This window comes from Pedobacter sp. FW305-3-2-15-E-R2A2 (assembly GCF_038446955.1).
Classification (GTDB): domain Bacteria; phylum Bacteroidota; class Bacteroidia; order Sphingobacteriales; family Sphingobacteriaceae; genus Pedobacter.
The window spans coordinates 3165252-3181737 of record NZ_CP151803.1; the positions used below are offsets into that span (position 1 = coordinate 3165252).

At 41.3% G+C, this 16486-nt stretch carries 14 protein-coding genes; 11 read left to right on the plus strand and 3 right to left on the minus strand.

Annotated features, from left to right (window positions below; all coding sequences use genetic code 11):
• Positions 1 to 59: 59 nt before the first annotated feature.
• Together AAFF35_RS12765 and AAFF35_RS12770 are read right to left on the minus strand one after the other, a co-directional pair.
• Positions 60 to 251, minus strand: a complete 192-nt coding sequence (locus AAFF35_RS12765; RefSeq protein WP_342332897.1) for a hypothetical protein — start codon at positions 249 to 251, stop codon at positions 60 to 62.
• A 246-nt stretch (positions 252 to 497) separates the two neighbouring features.
• Positions 498 to 623 (minus strand): hypothetical protein, encoded by a 126-nt coding sequence (locus AAFF35_RS12770; protein ID WP_342332898.1) that lies wholly within the window; start codon positions 621 to 623, stop codon positions 498 to 500.
• Between the two features lie 388 nt (positions 624 to 1011).
• Here AAFF35_RS12770 and AAFF35_RS12775 point away from each other — a divergent pair, with 388 nt between their 5' ends.
• From AAFF35_RS12775 to AAFF35_RS12795, 5 genes are all read left to right on the plus strand, one after another.
• Positions 1012 to 1839, plus strand: a complete 828-nt coding sequence (locus AAFF35_RS12775) for a glycoside hydrolase (protein ID WP_342332899.1) — start codon at positions 1012 to 1014, stop codon at positions 1837 to 1839.
• A gap of 66 nt (positions 1840 to 1905) precedes the next feature.
• Complete coding sequence (locus AAFF35_RS12780; protein ID WP_342332900.1) at positions 1906 to 2415, plus strand: CAP domain-containing protein; 510 nt, start codon at positions 1906 to 1908, stop codon at positions 2413 to 2415.
• A gap of 236 nt (positions 2416 to 2651) precedes the next feature.
• Complete coding sequence (locus AAFF35_RS12785; RefSeq protein ID WP_342332901.1) at positions 2652 to 3260, plus strand: hypothetical protein; 609 nt, start codon at positions 2652 to 2654, stop codon at positions 3258 to 3260.
• Positions 3261 to 3330: 70 nt separating this feature from the next.
• The gene (locus AAFF35_RS12790) at positions 3331 to 3645 is read left to right on the plus strand and encodes a hypothetical protein (protein ID WP_342332902.1); all 315 of its coding nucleotides are present in this window, start codon (positions 3331 to 3333) and stop codon (positions 3643 to 3645) included.
• A 71-nt stretch (positions 3646 to 3716) separates the two neighbouring features.
• Positions 3717 to 5663 (plus strand): sigma 54-interacting transcriptional regulator, encoded by a 1947-nt coding sequence (locus AAFF35_RS12795; RefSeq protein ID WP_342332903.1) that lies wholly within the window; start codon positions 3717 to 3719, stop codon positions 5661 to 5663.
• Here AAFF35_RS12795 and AAFF35_RS12800 read toward each other — a convergent pair.
• Positions 5660 to 7900 (minus strand): histidine kinase dimerization/phosphoacceptor domain -containing protein, encoded by a 2241-nt coding sequence (locus AAFF35_RS12800; RefSeq protein WP_342332904.1) that lies wholly within the window; start codon positions 7898 to 7900, stop codon positions 5660 to 5662. The two genes, AAFF35_RS12795 and AAFF35_RS12800, sit on opposite strands and share 4 nt — an antisense overlap.
• A gap of 156 nt (positions 7901 to 8056) precedes the next feature.
• On the opposite strand from AAFF35_RS12800, the gene AAFF35_RS12805 reads away from it, so the two are divergent.
• The 6 genes from AAFF35_RS12805 to AAFF35_RS12830 all read left to right on the plus strand — a co-directional run bounded on the left by AAFF35_RS12805 (position 8057) and on the right by AAFF35_RS12830 (position 16451).
• Positions 8057 to 8845 carry an alpha/beta hydrolase gene (locus AAFF35_RS12805; protein WP_342332905.1) on the plus strand — a complete coding sequence of 263 codons (789 nt, stop codon included), beginning with the start codon at positions 8057 to 8059 and terminating at the stop codon, positions 8843 to 8845.
• A 12-nt stretch (positions 8846 to 8857) separates the two neighbouring features.
• Positions 8858 to 10636 (plus strand): amidohydrolase, encoded by a 1779-nt coding sequence (locus AAFF35_RS12810; RefSeq protein ID WP_342332906.1) that lies wholly within the window; start codon positions 8858 to 8860, stop codon positions 10634 to 10636.
• 20 nt (positions 10637 to 10656) lie between these two features.
• Positions 10657 to 11661, plus strand: coding sequence for an MBL fold metallo-hydrolase (locus AAFF35_RS12815; protein ID WP_342332907.1), 1005 nt, complete (start codon positions 10657 to 10659; stop codon positions 11659 to 11661).
• Between the two features lie 31 nt (positions 11662 to 11692).
• The gene (locus tag AAFF35_RS12820) at positions 11693 to 12661 is read left to right on the plus strand and encodes an alpha/beta hydrolase (RefSeq protein ID WP_342332908.1); all 969 of its coding nucleotides are present in this window, start codon (positions 11693 to 11695) and stop codon (positions 12659 to 12661) included.
• 290 nt (positions 12662 to 12951) lie between these two features.
• Positions 12952 to 14121, plus strand: a complete 1170-nt coding sequence (locus AAFF35_RS12825; protein ID WP_342332909.1) for a sensor histidine kinase — start codon at positions 12952 to 12954, stop codon at positions 14119 to 14121.
• Between the two features lie 47 nt (positions 14122 to 14168).
• Entirely contained in the window at positions 14169 to 16451 is a 2283-nt protein-coding gene (locus AAFF35_RS12830; protein ID WP_342332910.1) for a histidine kinase dimerization/phosphoacceptor domain -containing protein, read from the plus strand.
• Positions 16452 to 16486: the final 35 nt, after the last annotated feature.

Below are 16486 nucleotides of genomic sequence, written 5' to 3' on the forward strand. Positions count from 1 at the left end.
TTACAGGAATTACATCTCCCTTGCTGAGGCAGGGGAGATGTATTGTTTTCAGGATATATTTATTGGTCTTCCAATTCAGCACGGACCTTTTTAACATAGTCCAGTTCGACATCTGCGATACGTGCCGCTTGTTCATCAGATAAATTAAGCTCCAGTATAAGGTTCTTTACTACTTGCTGGGTTTTTTTTTCTCTACCTCTGCGATAAAAGAAATCGTTTTCTTCCTTAAAAAATGTACTTACTGACTGCATAGTGTTTTCAAATTGTTGGTTAATACTACTTCGTAATTGTGCTATGTTGAATATCGTCTGGTAGTTCTTCACTAATTCGAATATCTAATCTCAGCACGTCTCTGACGATCACAGGAAGTGTAACTTCAAGATTTTCCTTGATGATCTTATCATACTGACTGGCTTGTGGCCGATTGTTATTTTGCTTTGACATTAATCAAATGTACATATTTTAAGTTTAATTAGTAAATATTATTTCTTTGTAATTTATTTATATTGATTGGTACGCCATTCTATGGAGAAGTAATGGTCTAAATGCCACTGGTCAATACCCAAGTTCTCCTGATCAAATTCCTGATGAAATCTTTTTGATTCAATTTTTCTTTGCCACATAATTAAAACCTCTTTAAATTTTAAATTATGTTAAAAAGAAAAACAATTCAGCTGTCACTCTCTGTGGTGATAGCGGTAACGATGTGTTATGAGTATAATACACTTAAACTGCCAGTAAAGCAGGTTTCTTCAATTAGCATAGGTCAAAATGGCCATCCTCAAGATACAACAGTCAGTACTTCTTTTAGTTACGGAAAGTAATCAGGCGAAGCTCATGACACTTAGGCAACACCCAGGTTCGACACTTCAGGTGCCGAAACGCTCATTTTGTCCCCTCTATTTTACCATTTATCCCCTTAATGTTTAGGAAATCGCTGCATAATTTTACTTAGAAGGTCTGTGTAACAGCTTTAGAATTAACTAAATATTAACCAAATCCCTAAAAAAAATGAGAAATGAAAAAATGAAATGCTACATGCTATTTGCGTGTATGTGGGTAGCCTTTTTATCTTGTAAAAAAGATAAGATAGAAGCTACATCAAAAAATGGCCAGGTTAAAGCCTGGGAAACCCTGATAGACGGAACTTCTTTTGCCAACTACGCCAATTTTGAGGCGGAGTGGAATTACAATTATCCCTGGGGTGCAGATCACAATGGTACTGCCCGTATGGTAGGAAGTTCAACAAATCATAATCAGATTTCGCTTAGTGGAAGTGTATTGACCATTAAGGCGACCAGATTGACCACATCTCCCGGAAATAGCACTGCCAATGGTTTTACCCATATACCCATCTGGTACAATTCCGGTGCTTGTTATGCGAAGGAAAAGGTGATCATTAATGATCAGTTTCCAAGCTATACCATATCTGGCGATTTTGCTGTACCTACAGGCAAAGGAACCTGGCCTGCCTTTTGGATTACCGGTGTGAATTCCTGGCCACCTGAAAGCGATATTATGGAATTTAAAGGTAGCAGTACAAACTGGCAGAATACCTATGATGGAGGCTGGGAGAATAAACTTACCGGGGTTTCTAACGCTGGTTCCTATCACAATTACAAATGTTGGTACAATAAAATAAATGCTACAGATGTGGAATGCCATTATTATATCGATAATGTTTGGACGGCGAGGCACGTTTTAAGCAATTCAGTGAATAAACCAATGTGGCTGATCATCAACATGCAGATGGAGGGAGATAGCGGTGGTCCCGGCCCTTCCGGCGATACATTTTACACCGGCAAAAATATCTATTTGGGCAGAGAAAGGGCCTTTTAATTTATAAAACCAGATTCCCCATAGGAGGTGGCTTTACAGCTGCCTCCTTTTATAGTATATGATAAGATGAAACCATCAAAAGGCAATTATATTCCAATGAAAAAGTATCTGATCATATTTGCGGGTACATTCCTTTGTATTTTATTGATGCAATGTAAGAAGGAAGAATTGACAATACCAGAGGATGAGGTAAGCCTGGTAATCCATAACATTAACTTGCTAAGACAAAATGGATGTCAATGTGGTAATGACTATATGCCTCCTGTGCCTGTCTTGTCTTTAAATAGCCAATTGCAAAATGCGGCAACCGGCCACGCCAGGGATATGGTTCAGAAAAACTATTTCGATCATTTATCTCCTGAAGGCGGTACACCAGCCGAACGGGTATCAAATGCAGGTTATAAAGGCAATTTTATCGCAGAAAACTTAGGCAGGGGGTATCTCCATGCAGATCAGGTGGTAACGGCCTGGAAAAATAGCGTAAGCCACTGTAAAGCAATGATGGATGCCAACAGTAAAGAAGCAGGGGTAGGGATGGCTCAAAATTACTGGGTGGTCGCCTTTGGCAGCCTCTGAATTGATCATCCACATCCCCGTTAGGGGTACCAGGGTTTACCTTCGATTTGAAATTCATTTTATTTGGCTTTATTATGACTCGTTTTTTATGTGGTTTTTGGTAAATGCAAAGTGGTATAACCATGAAAAGAAAATTCCATCAGTATTATAAACTAAAACCTGATAGAAATATATTTTAAACAATAAAAATTATCGTGTAATTTAGTTTTTGTCATGTAGACTTATTATTTTAGTCTATGAATCGCCTCAAACTTAACATTAATTCATTTTTTACCATTGGTTTAGCTTTAATCCTTCTGTTTGTAGGGAATCAATCTTATGCTCAGCAAAAAACATCAATTGGTGTAATTAGAAATACGGTACTCAGCTTCTTAAAATGGCATAAATCGGGTGCTGAAGAGAAACCTGGGGAAAGCTATTTTGTTCCCCGCTATGATGGTAAAGATTCTGTAAAGACCTATTTTGATACGGATAGCTTAGAAATGTACTACAATAATTTTCGAAAAAGCGGTTTTGTTTCCGAACATTACATTAATGAGCTCAAAGATTACTTTAATTTTTATGGCAAGTTTATTGGCCCGAAACGGGAACCTGGAGAGATCATTAAAATAGATGGGCTGGATCAGGATATCATTCTTAATACTTTTGAACCAGAAGCTGTTCTGGATCATCTGGATAAAGCAACAATTACCAAATCATTGGTTATTTATAACAAAGCTTTGGTAGGTGTAAATTTCTCCAAAGGGGTAAATATGATATTTACTTTGACCAAATCCGATAAAAAATGGCTAATTGATTATATAGGGGCTGATAATACGAGCCAAAAGAGTTTTTTTAGGCAGTGATTAATTAAATACAGTGACAGAGGAAATCAGCTGATTTCTGATAGTAGAATTCAATGATCATTAATCCGATATGAAGAATAAAATCGAAGAAATGCGATCAGCTTACGGACTTAGTGAAGAAGGCAGTCTTTTAACCATGCTGGACGATTTTAAAGATGAAGAGATCAGAAGGTATTGCCGGATGGTACTCAGAACCTATTCCGATCTGAAAAAAGAGGATTGGTCTATAGGGATGGAAGGAGGAGATTATATCTATAGTTTCGCAGGCAATCATGTCTTTATCACTGACGATATCTGGAGCTTTGATCTGGTTGCGAAACCAGAGGTGTTACAATTATTGGCAGATAAGATGAGGGCACTTAAAAAGCTATCTGAAAAAACTTAGCCCGTCATTCCATTTTTATCTTTAAGTTTATAATCGAATGTTTCACGAAACGCCATTTGATGTTATAAGCCATGCCTAAGAAAATTCTTATTGTTGAAGATGAGTTCATCATTGCAGATCTTCTGAAGAGTATCGTGGAGAAGGCTGGTTATGAGGTCTGCGGATTTGCAGATAATGTAGATGAGGCCCTGAAGCTGGTCGCCTTACACAGTCCTGAATTTGTATTGATAGATATCTACCTGAAAGGCAAGGCGAGCGGGATTGAATTGGCTATCCTGTTGGGAAATATGAATGTGCCTTTTCTGTATATTTCTGCCAATTCTAATCAAACAATTCTGGAGCGGGCAAAAAAGACCAATCCCTATGGCTTTGTGGTTAAACCCTTTCGTGAGTACGATGTGCTGGTCGCATTAGACATTGCAAACTACCGGTTTCGTCACAGCCAGAAAAAGGAACTTCATCAGGTTGCATTATTACAGAAGTCAATTGCAAATATCATCAATACCCCTTCCGAATGGTTGCAGAAAATCGTCCGGATCGGACAATCATTGCAGACATTTCTTCCTTTTGACTTGATGACGCTGGTTCCAAATTCATCGAAAAAAATAGATTGCAGCGAACAGAGTATATTAAGAATTGCCTTTGACGAATACCAGATCATAGGTGACAAGGAAATGCAACAGATAGCCGGCTTAAATTTGTCCGGGCTGGAGCTGCTTAAAAATAAAGAAAAGCCGGAGGTGATGGCAACCTGGTATGAAGCCGCAGAATTTAAAGAGCTGATTTCCCGGATGCCCTACAGGCAATTTATGGCCTCGGGTTTTGCGATGGAGTCGCACCTTGCTTTGCCCGTATTTCTTCGCAACGGGGAGGTCCTTTACCTTTACTTTTATAGCCGTCGTCCCGATACTTATAACGAAGATCATCTGATTTTATGTAACAGATTGCAAGCTGTATTGACGGAATTCGGGGAGAAGATTTTTATGGAGGAGCGATCCGGGACTGAACTTTCTGCTTCGTTAAATCCTGAATCACAGGCTAGCCGGAACTTTTTTGAGGGTATCATTGGAAAGAGCCACCTTTTGCTAAATGTCTTTGACAATGTGATGCAGGTGGCGCCGGTAGATTCTTCAGTGCTCATTCTTGGCGAAAGTGGAACGGGAAAAGAGAAGATCGCAGATCGTATCCACCATTTATCCTTAAGGAAATCGCACCCTTTTATAAAGATCAATTGCGCTGCATTGCCTGCAAGTCTTATTGATTCTGAATTGTTTGGGCATGAGCGCGGAGCCTTTACGGGAGCATACGAAAGAAAGATAGGTAAATTTGAGCAGGCTCATCTTGGCACCATCTTTTTGGATGAAATAGGGGAAATTCCATTGGAACTCCAGGTGAAGCTTTTGCGCGTATTGCAGGAAAAAGAAATAGAGCGAATAGGCGGGAGAGTGACCATCAAAACGGATGTCAGGATTATAGCTGCTACAAACCGAAACCTGGAGAAGGAAGTTGCCGAGGGACGCTTCAGATTGGATTTGTATTACCGTTTAAATGTTTTCCCTATACTGATGCCGCCTTTGAGGGATAGGAGGGAAGACATTCCGGAACTTACTTCCTACTTTCTCCAGATATTCAATAAGAAAACAGGAAAGCATATTGTAAGTGTATCTGAAAAATCTATGAACCAGATGATGAGGTATACCTGGCCAGGAAATATTCGGGAGCTCGAAAACGTGATGGAAAGGAATGTGCTAATGGCCAAAAGCAATATCATTGATGGCATCGTTTTTCCTGAAAACCTGTTGGAGTCTTCAGCACCTGCTGTTGAGCCCGGACAGGACATCGTAACTATGATTGAAAATGAGCGCAATCATATCCTTATGGCATTAAAGAGCTGTAACGGAAAGATATGGGGAAGCGGGGGCGCTGCGGAACTTTTAAATCTTCCCCCAACTACGTTGAACAGCAAGATGAAAAAATTGGGCATCAAAAAAGATAAGCCCGATTTTTGGGGTACTTAATGTAGAGGCAGGTCATAGTTTTCTATTTTAGGCAAGTATCTTTCGGCTGGATCGACTTTAAAAATAACAGTAACCCTGACCCCATTTTCGGAATTTATAGAGAAGGTACCACCAAGCTGTCTGCTCAACCCTTTCATTAAGTTCATGCCCATTGAATTGACCTGACTGGTATCAAAACCCGGAGGCAGACCAGCACCATCATCGGAGATGATTAGCTGATGTAAAGATTCACCGGCAGGGAGAAAAGAAATGTGAATATTCCCTTCTTCATTATTTTTGAATGCATATTTAATGGCATTGGTGATGGCTTCATTCAGGATGAGCCCCAGAGGGACCGCCTGCGATATATCAAGATCAACCTGGGCGATATCTTTTATAAATTGAATCCGGTTATGAAGTCCAAAGCAATCGCGTAAATAAGACGTCATATCGTTAACATACTCATTTATCCGGATGACCGTCAGATTATCCGTATTGTATAGCTTTTGATGGATCATTGAAATGGACTGCATCCGGTGTTCACTGTTCCTGATGGCATCCAGTGCTTTTTCATTTTCAATATAAGTAGACTGCCGGTGGAGGAGCCCCATGACGATCTGAAGGTTGTTCTTTACCCGGTGATGGATTTCCTTAATCAACCATTCTTTTTCCTTGACGAGCTCGCCAAGACTTTTATTTTTACGTTGAATTTCAATGTTATTATGCCCTATGATGCGGTAATTTCTATATAAAAAGCCAATAAAACACACGAGGACAACCAATCCGATTATCGTCAGATTCCGGGTATTGCGTACTTCCTGATCCCGTAGCAGACTTTCTTTTCTCAGTAAACTTAATGCCTGTTCTTTTTTTTCCGTTTCATACCGGATCTGAATCTCTTCAATTTGTCTGCTTTTTACGGTACTGAATATCGAATCTTTCAGTGCGTTGTATCTGTTCATCTGATGCATGGCTGCCAGGTATCTTCCCGCGGCAGAGTCGATTTTAAACTGGAGGAAGTGCAGCTCTTTCTTTTGGGAAATCAGGTAGTTTTTTTGGATCAGGCCGTTCAGGTAGCCGCTTGCTTTTTGGTATTGCTTTCTGCCGACGTAAAATTTCCCGATGTCGTATTTTGCCATTGAAACGATTTCATCGGATGTCTCTTTTTCAAATAGCCGGATCATTTTAAGGTAGCATTTTTCGGCTGTTGTGTAATTTTTCATTGCCTCATAACAATATCCTTTAATCTGGTAGAGGATGGCTTGTTCGAAATTGCCTTTAGCTGGGTTACGTTTCTCTACCGCAATGATTTCGTTTAGTGCTTCCTGTGGTTTGCCCTGAAGGATCTGTTGCTGGGCGATGAAGCCCGCAGTTCTGAAAATATAAACCTGACTTATAGCCATCTTTTCCCGGAGTGCCAGACATTTTCTATACCATTCAATGCTTTTTTCTGTATTACCTAGTTCCTGATAGATGAGGCCGAGCTCTCCATAATATGCAGAAGCGTTTTTGTCGGTTGATTCATCTTTGATAAATTTTATTGCCTCCAGGGCATATTGGAGTGATTTGTTGTAGTTCCCCTCGTACCTGCTGATGGATGCCATCAAATAATAAAGTTCTGAGATTCCCGGAATATTTTTATCGCGGTAGCTGGTAATCAGGTTTAAGCCCTTCCTGTCTGCCTCCTCATATTTACCTTCGATAAACAGGAGGTCGGTTAATTTTAACTCCAGCTCAAATTCTTTCTGAAGATGACGCCGTTTCTGATAGATGTGCAATGCATGCTCGTAGTAATTCCTGATCTCAGGGTTCATCTGATTGAGATGGTCATAGTTATAGATTGCCAAGCCAAGATTTAACCAGCTTTCTGCTTCTTTGTCTGCATGACCGGTTTTCTGGTAATTTGAGATGGCCTGCATGAAGTAACTCTTTCCTTCGGACAGTTTGTTTTGCGCAATACATATCTGCCCCAGAAGTATCAGGTTTTCAGATTTGAGTGCAACTGAGCTTTGTGTTTCTTTTGCTAAAGTCTGATAAACTGTACGGGAGAAATGCGCAGCGCTATCGAGGTTCTTTTTTCCCTTTGTACGATAATACGTCTTGGCAAGACTGAACTGGAGACTGCATCTGATGATATCGGTTTTTGCCTGTGCCAGTTGTTTTCGGAATATGGGGATTTCTCCCTGAGAATGAGCAGTTGTTGGTTTTAAAAACAGCAAACTGATTGTCATAAAAACCAGAAGTATAGTTTTGGACATGGTATGTTGATTAACCTTATATCGTGTTTTCATGCCTGTGGAATGACGAAATAAAGTAAGTTGAGATTTGTCATTTTAGGTATTGTGTTGATTTATAATGATTTGTGTTTTAGGACTGTCTATTGATTAATGGTGAATGTATAAAATTCATTAACCATGACAAAGATAACATCCAAAACAATTCTTTTCATCACAGGTGCATTTGTCAGCAATGATTGCTGGAGGGAATGGCAATTGTTTTTTGAAAAAAAGGGATATCAGACATTTGCACCTGCCTGGCCTTACAAGAATGAAACCGCTGATGTGCTCAGGCGACAGGCTCCGGAATCAGACATTGCAAAACAGAGATTGGCTGATCTTACTGCATACTTCGCTGATTTTGCATTAGCCCTTCCGGAAAAACCGATTATGATTGGTCACTCCATGGGAGGACTGATCACGCAACTGCTCATACAGAGAAATCTTGCTGTTGCAGGTATTGCGATCCATTCCCTTCAGCCAAAAGACGTGTTGACTTTTAAGTTTTCGTTTTATAAGGCAGGCTGGGGGCCATTGGGTTTCTTTACGTCCGTTAAAAAATCCTTTCTGATGTCGTTCAGGCAGTGGCAATATGCATTCACAAATGGAATGAGCTTCGATGAGCAAAAAGAGGCTTATTACCGCTTGCTGACTCCCGAATCTAAACTGTTGGTCAGAGATGCGATTACAGATGCTGCGAAAGTTGACTTTACAGCGCCACATGTGCCGCTGCTGTTTATCGCCGGAAGTTGCGACCGTTTCATACCTGCATCGCTTAACCATACCAACTATTCTAAATACAAGGACAAAGACTCCAGAAAATCATTCAAAATATTTGAAGGCCGTAACCACTATGTACTGGGGCAGCCTGGTTGGGAGGAAGTTGCCGGGTACACAAATAATTGGCTTGAAGAACTTTCCTATTAAAATCAAAATGATATGAAAAACTTAAATTATGGTATTACCCTGTTAAGTGTTGTTTTACTGCTTACGGGTTGTCACAAAAGAGAAGAAAAAGCAGACCTCATTGTCTTTAATGCAAAAATTGCAACGATGGTTCAGGCCGGTCAGTTTGAAGAGGCCGTAGCCATCAAAGATGGCATTATCGTAGGTCTGGGGAATTCAAAAAATATACTTGAAAAGTATGCTTCCGGCCAAACACAAAAAATAGATGCAGCGGGAAGAACCGTAATTCCAGGACTTAACGACAGTCACATACACCTGATCAGGGAAGGCCTGAATTACAATGCCGAACTGAGGTGGGATGGTGTGAAAACCCTTAAAAGGGCAATGGAACTGTTGAAGGAACAGGCAAAAAGAAGTCCGGATGGCGTTTGGATTAAAGTGGTAGGAGGCTGGAACGAATTTCAGTTTGAAGAAAAGAGACAGCCGACTATAGCGGAGATCAATCAGGCTGTTCCCGATAAACCCGTTTTTATCAGCTACCTCTACGGAAAGGCTTTTGTAAACAAAAAAGGGCTGGAAGTATTAAAGTACGACAAAAACACCCGTTATGAGGGAAGCCTGGTAGAGCTGGATAAAAATGGAATACCAACCGGTCTTTTGTTTGCAAAAGAAACCCCAAAAGCAATATATACCACATTGAGCCTGACCACTAAACTGAACCATGCAGAAAGATTGAATAGCACATTGCAATTTTACCGGGAACTGAACAGGTTTGGAATTACCAGTGCTATCGACGCTGCGGGAGGTGGACAAAACTACGATCAGGACTATGCTGTGGCTCTGGAACTTGCAAAGAATGGAAAGTTGAATGTCCGGACTTCCTATTACCTTTTTGCTCAGCAAAGAGGCAAAGAATTTCTTGACTACGAGAAATGGATAAAGGCGGCAAAGCCAAATAAAAATGACCACATGCTTGTACCCAATGGCTATTCTCTGGAAGGGGCGGGAGAAAATCTCGTTGCTTCTGCGGCCGACTTTGAGAACTTCCTGGAGCCGCGTACCATACTCTCTGATGATATGGAAAAGGACCTTGAACCTGTGATCCGTTTACTGGTCAAAAACAAGTGGACATTCAGGCTGCATGCCACCTATGGCGAGTCTATAGAACGGATGCTTGCGGTATTTGAGAAGGTAAATAAAGATACCCCATTTGCGGGATTGCGCTGGTGCTTTGACCATGCAGAAACGATTACTCCCGCGCAGATTGCAAGGGTGAAGAAACTTGGCGGAGGCATCGCGGTTCAGTTCAGGATGTATTTCCAGGGAGAATTGTATAAAAAAATGTATGGTGAGCCTCAAAAACAATTGCCTCCCATTAAGGAAATGCTGAGGCAGGGTGTTCCGGTGGGGATGGGAACAGATGCCACCCGGATTTCTACTTACAATCCCTGGATGGCAATTCACTGGTTGATTACCGGAAAGACCATTGGAGGAATGCAGTTTTGGCCACAGGACCAGGTCCTGGACAAGTTTACGGCCTTACAGCTCTACACTAAGGGAAGTGCCTGGTTTTCGGGCGAGGAACACCTGAAAGGATTGATTAAAGAAGGACAATATGCCGATATGGCGATCCTTTCTCAGGACTATTTCAAGGAAAGCCCGGAAAATATAAGAAAGATAGAATCGCTTGTAACCATTGTCAATGGGAAAGTAGTTTATGCCAAAGATAAATTTAAAGCCAATGATCCCGGAATCGCAGCAGTGATACCTGCATGGTCGCCTGTTAAATTCTATGGTGGATATCAAAATTAACCTTAATAAAAAAATATATTATGCTAAAATTAACTTATAAATGCACAATTGCATTGCTACTCTTACTGAGTTCTCTAACCATGGCCCAAATGCCAATGCCACCAAAAGTTCCCATCTGGGATGCCAATAAAGTGGAACTCCGTCTGCAAAAATTGTCGGAAGATGTTTATGCGATCATTCCTTCCACCGTTGGTGTGGAAACGACCACTGGAATTCCACAGGCAACTACGGGCGGATTTATTGTCGGCGAGAAAGGAATACTGATGGTGGAGGTTATGTTAAACAAAAGACTTTTCGATCAGCAGATGAAGCTGATCAGGTCGATATCCGATAAGCCGATACTGTATGCAGTAAATACCAGCGACCACGGCGATCATTGTTTTTCAAATTACCTGCTGCCCGATGCAACGCTGATCATTCAGAATGAATTTGCGATGGAGAATTTATCTAAAAACTACGAGGGCATTAAACAATTCATGATCTCATTGTTTGGGAAAGACAGAGGAATTGAAAACTCTGTATATCGTCCTGCAGACATTGTAATTCCAAAGAACAGCAACCTTAAAGTAGAATTGGGTGGAGGAAAGGTGGTGGAGTTGATGAATATCGGCACGGCACAGTCGCCGGCAGATCTGTTTGTCTGGATGCCCCAGCAGAAGATCTTCTGGGCTGGGAATCCCTTTATTGCAGAAAGTCCGGCAATACCCTGGTTATTTGATGGTTATTTCCTGGAACCAGCCGCAAATCTCAGAAAAATGTATGATTTACTTCCTGAGGGAACAGTGGTAGTGCCGGGGCATGGGAAAATTACCAACAAGGCAGGAATAAAATATACCATTGATTATGTAGAAGCGCTGAAAGAGCAGGTGCAAAAGGCGGTTAGTGAAAACCTGACGTTGGAGCAAACGAAAGCAAGGGTGAAGATGCCGGAGTTTAACAAAGGCTATGTATTGTTTGACTGGCTTCATTTTAATTTCAACGTTCCCAATGCCTTTAAAGACATCAGCAGCACACAAAATAAATAACAAAAGAATATTTACAAATAACCATACAATCATGAAAAGAACATTCAAATTAGCAGGAGCAATCATCATTGCTTACGTATTAATCTTCCTAAGTCCAAAAACAACATTTGCCGCGGAAGATCTGAATTCCAAAATTGCCCAGTCTGTAAGGCCTGCAGATCCTCCCGCGGGATTCAAACATCAATATGCGACCGTTAATGGTGTGAAATTACACTATGTAATCGGGGGTAAAGGGGCTCCTTTGCTACTGGTCCATGGCTTTGGGCAGAACTGGTACATGTGGAACAGGTTGTTACCTGAGCTGTCAAAACACTTCACCGTAATTGCTCCCGACCTCAGGGGTGTTGGTGAATCAGGTAAACCTGCCGGAGGTTATGATAAGAAAAATATGGCCGTCGACCTGCATGAGCTCATCCAAAAACTCGGCTATAAAAACATCAACCTTGCCGGGCATGATATCGGACTGATGGTAGCTTACGCTTACGCTGCCCAGTTTCCGAACGACGTAAGGAAAGTTGCATTGATGGATGCATTGCTTCCGGGTGTTGAACCCGTATGGTCGCAGGTTAAAGCCGGTGCATGGTGGTTTGGTTTTTTCGGGATGCCTAAGGCAGGTGAAATTGTTTCCGGTAAGGCCAATCTTTTTCTAACGAATTTCTGGCCTTTGGTAGGCTACGTTAAAAACCCTTTTACCGCTGAGGAGCGTAAAGAATTTATCCGTGCTTATTCGGTGCCAGGTGCGACAACCGGCGCATTTGCCTGGTTTGGCGCTTTCCCGCAGGACGCGAAAGACAATGTGAAGTTGATGGCAACAAAACTACAGATGCCCTTGCTGGCGATGGGCTCGCAGCACTTCGCAGCACCTTTTCTTGCAGATCATTCCAAACTGGTTGCTGCTAATGTTAAGGAGTCGGTGATCAAGGACTCCGGGCATTGGATTGTTCAGGAAAATACAGCACAGGTAAAGAAAGACCTCTTAGATTTCTTTTTAGAAAAATAGAAACTGATCGTTGTTGTTAACAGGCCATATCTTCGGATATGGCCTGTTTTTGCATAAAAAGGGATGAGGGCTTTTCGTTGGTTTTCAACGATATTTCGTTGCAAAGATCGTGGCGCTACTGTATTCCGTTGTCTTGTTGAACGGCTAAACAGATGAGGTGTCAGATAGAAAAATAAAATCTTAAATGTACAATGCTTATGGTCAATTGTTTTATGCGTTTTTGCTGGGTATACCTTTTATAGCAGGTATTTGAACGGTTAGACTGGCCGGTTTTCTGCTCATGATGTGCAATGTTGAACCCGCTTCGCTATATCATTGCTATTATTTTTCTGTTCCTTCAATTGAATGAAGCAGCAGCCTGGGAGCCTGGTGCGGGGAAATTTAAGGAAGTAGAAAAAGAGCTGCGTTTAACATTGCTCTACCAGCGGTTTAGGCTGGATTCTGCATCCGGGAAATACAGATCCGCATTTTCCAGGCTTTTGGAATATCATTCACTTAAAGATTCTATCTCCAAAGCGCGAAAAGCACAGCAGATTTCCGATCTCCGGCATCAGTTTAAAACAGAGGAAAGAGATCTGAATATCAGGTCAAAACAGAAGCATATCGACCTGTTGACCAGGGAAAGAGAACTTCAGAAAGCAGTTTTTCAATCCACATTGAAAGTCCGAAACGTAGTTGTTGGAAGTGTGATCGTACTATTTCTGCTGCTTGCTATTGTTTTTAACAAGTTCAGGCTAAAATACCGGTCCAATCAGCAGCTTCAAATGCAGCAATCTGAAATATCAACACAAAATGAGTCCATGCAGATCCTGGCGGATCAAAAGGATGTATTGCTGGAACAGAAAGAATGGCTGATGAAAGAGGTACACCACCGGGTTAAGAATAACCTTCAGGTGGTGATCAGTCTGTTAAATATCCAGTCGGCCTATTTACAGGATGAACAGGCATCCGCCTCTTTAAAGGAAAGCCAGAATAGGATGCAGTCCATTTCTTTAATTCACCAAAAACTCTATCAATCTGAAAGCAGGGCGAGGATTAACATGCAGGTTTACATCAAGGAATTTATTGATTACCTGAAGCACAGTTTTAATGTGGATACAGGAATCCGCATTACTATAGATGTTGTTTCTGTTGAATTTGATGTGATTTTAGCTGTTCCCTTAGGATTGATACTTAATGAAGCAATTACCAATGCGATCAAGTATGCTTTTTGTAACAGACCAGGTGGAAACATTAGCATTGTCCTCTCGGAGCTTGGTGATCAAAAATATGTCTTGAAAGTAATAGATGATGGTGTTGGGATTACTGAAGGGATGAAGCAGGAGGAAAACAGGTCGCTGGGCATGAGCCTGATGAAGAACCTGTCTCAGCAAATCAATGGAGAATTTATGATTTTGAATAAGAAAGGCTGCGCGGTTATACTGCAGTTTGCGGAGCGTCAGCATGTTTTTTCTGCCTGATGTGGTGATGGCTTCGGCCTTAGTGCCCTGGTTTAATATGGGAATGAATGAAAGGAATCATGTGTAATAATTTATTTAACTTTTGGCGTTTTGCAGTTCTTGCTGCATGTTTAATTTTTACAGGCATCAATCCGGTCTTTGCACAAGATCAGGAGCTGAGCACTTTAAAAAAGAAACTTACTGCGGCAACACCAGATACCAGTAAGGTAAATGTGCTGAACCGTATCGGGATGTATTTTATCAGCAGGCCGGTTCCGGAAGCAAATTTGCCAGACAGCGCCATTAAATTTAGCCATAGAGCCTTTGAACTGAGCAGCAAAATAGGTTTCTATAAAGGCGTAGGGGCAAGCTTAATGCTTCTGGCCAAAGGGTATCTGAATAAAGGAGACTCCTTAAAAACGAATGTCTTTACCAAAAAAGCAGTCCAGCTCCTGCAAAAACATGGCCTTTACAGGGAGGCGGGAGAGGCGGCCTTAAAACTGGAAGAATTCTACGTTTTTTTTGGCGGGCAGGACCTGAATATACGTGCTGCATATTATGAGCGGGCATTGCCTTTGTTTATTAAGGCCGGGGCGAGAGACCGGCAGGCCGCCACATTAAAGATATTAGGTGATTTTTATCAGCTGCTTGGACACTATGAAAAGGCTGCTGAAGATTTACAAAAGGCATTGACTTTGTATCAATCCGTAGGTGAAAAAGACCTTCAGGCAGTTTATGATTTGTTAAATGCCGTTTATGCCAGGATAGGGAACCTTAATGAGGCCCTGAAATACGGAATACTTGCCGTTCGGCTTGGGGAGGCCAACAAGGATAAATCCATGCAAATGTGCACGACCTACAACCGGCTTGGAATTACCTATTATTACCTGAAAAGGCTGGAGGATGCGAAAGGATTATTTTATAAGTCTATCGCCATTGCCCGTGATCATAAAGATAGAAATTCGGTAGTGATGCTTTCCTGTAACCTGAGTAATATTTTGATGCAGACCAGGAAGTCGGATGAAGCCTTTGTGCTCCTTCAATCAGTACTAAAAGACTTTCCGCCGGAAATTCTGCCTTTAAAGATTCAATTGGCCATCAGTCTGATCAATGTATCCACGATCCTGAAAAAATATACCCTTGCAGCTGAACACATCAAGCAGGTTCTTTTGCTATCAAAGGATCTTCCAAAATTCAACAAGGACAAGCAAATGGCCGATTACAGTGCTGCGTTGTATTATACCGCAGTCAAGGACTTTAAGGCGGCACGTAAACACCTGAATGATTTTAAGGAAGGTAGTAAAATCAACAATGAAATATCTGAACTCAGAAGCAGTTATGTGATCGAATACCGGATAGATTCGGCGGAGGGTAAATTTCTTTCCGCGATCAAAAGCTATGGTCGTTATTCCAGTCTCAATGATATTATTTTCAATGAAAGGATGACAAAGGACATCGCTCAACTGGAAATTCAATACCAAAATGAACAAAAGGATAAAAATTTAAGAATCAAAGAACAGAATATTCAATTACTGCAGAAGCAGGGAGCGCTTCAGAAGGCTAATCTGTTGCAAGAGCAAAAAAGTCAGAATCTGATGAAAGGAGGAGCATTGCTGTTGGTATTACTGATTGGACTTGGTTATAACCGATACCGTATGGGGCAGCGGATCAATAAGGAACTACACTGGCAACAAAATCAGATTGATCATAAAAATGAATCGCTTAGTTGCCTGATTCAAGAAAAAGACAGGCTTCTGGAAGAAAAAGAATGGCTCATGAAAGAGATTCATCATCGCGTTAAAAATAACCTCCAGATTGTGATTAGCCTCTTGAATTCCCAATCTGTTTACCTTAAAAATGAGGCTGCTGTGAAAGCCATCAGGGAAAGTCAGCATAGGATGCAGTCGATCTCACTGATTCATCAAAAGCTTTATCAATCCGACAATCTTGCACTGGTGGACATACAAACTTATGTTACTGATCTGGTGGTTTATCTGAAGGAGAGTTTTAATGCCGGGGACCGTATTGATTTTAAGCTAAACGTAATCTCCTCAGAATTTGATGTGAACAAAGCGGTCCCACTTGGGCTGATCCTGAATGAGGCCATTACAAATTCCATCAAATATGCTTTTGGAACTGAAGCGCAAGCGATCATCTCTGTTTCATTGAGCCGGGAAAATGAGCGGTTTGTTTTGATCATATCCGACAATGGTAAAGGATTGCAAGAACAACAGTTTCTGGAAGGTAAAACACTTGGGATGAGTTTGATGAAGGGTTTGTCGCAGCAGATTGAAGGAACATTCGAGGTCCAGGCAAAAAACGGGTTGACGATTACAATTAAATTTCCTTAACGGAAGCACTTAAATAAAAATATAGAAATAAATAA

Excerpts from the sequence above, each read along its gene's own strand:
- AAFF35_RS12775 (WP_342332899.1), top strand. The coding sequence starts at position 1,012 with ATGAGAAATGAAAAAATGAAATGCTACATGCTATTTGCGTGTATGTGG.
- AAFF35_RS12815 (WP_342332907.1), top strand. The coding sequence starts at position 10,657 with ATGCTAAAATTAACTTATAAATGCACAATTGCATTGCTACTCTTACTG.
- AAFF35_RS12785 (WP_342332901.1), top strand. The coding sequence starts at position 2,652 with ATGAATCGCCTCAAACTTAACATTAATTCATTTTTTACCATTGGTTTA.
- AAFF35_RS12825 (WP_342332909.1), top strand. The coding sequence starts at position 12,952 with ATGTTGAACCCGCTTCGCTATATCATTGCTATTATTTTTCTGTTCCTT.
- AAFF35_RS12790 (WP_342332902.1), top strand. The coding sequence starts at position 3,331 with ATGAAGAATAAAATCGAAGAAATGCGATCAGCTTACGGACTTAGTGAA.
- AAFF35_RS12770 (WP_342332898.1), bottom strand. The coding sequence starts at position 623 with ATGTGGCAAAGAAAAATTGAATCAAAAAGATTTCATCAGGAATTTGAT.
- AAFF35_RS12800 (WP_342332904.1), bottom strand. The coding sequence starts at position 7,900 with ATGTCCAAAACTATACTTCTGGTTTTTATGACAATCAGTTTGCTGTTT.
- AAFF35_RS12810 (WP_342332906.1), top strand. The coding sequence starts at position 8,858 with ATGAAAAACTTAAATTATGGTATTACCCTGTTAAGTGTTGTTTTACTG.
- AAFF35_RS12805 (WP_342332905.1), top strand. The coding sequence starts at position 8,057 with ATGACAAAGATAACATCCAAAACAATTCTTTTCATCACAGGTGCATTT.
- AAFF35_RS12780 (WP_342332900.1), top strand. The coding sequence starts at position 1,906 with ATGAAACCATCAAAAGGCAATTATATTCCAATGAAAAAGTATCTGATC.
- AAFF35_RS12820 (WP_342332908.1), top strand. The coding sequence starts at position 11,693 with ATGAAAAGAACATTCAAATTAGCAGGAGCAATCATCATTGCTTACGTA.
- AAFF35_RS12765 (WP_342332897.1), bottom strand. The coding sequence starts at position 251 with ATGCAGTCAGTAAGTACATTTTTTAAGGAAGAAAACGATTTCTTTTAT.
- AAFF35_RS12795 (WP_342332903.1), top strand. The coding sequence starts at position 3,717 with ATGCCTAAGAAAATTCTTATTGTTGAAGATGAGTTCATCATTGCAGAT.
- AAFF35_RS12830 (WP_342332910.1), top strand. The coding sequence starts at position 14,169 with ATGAAAGGAATCATGTGTAATAATTTATTTAACTTTTGGCGTTTTGCA.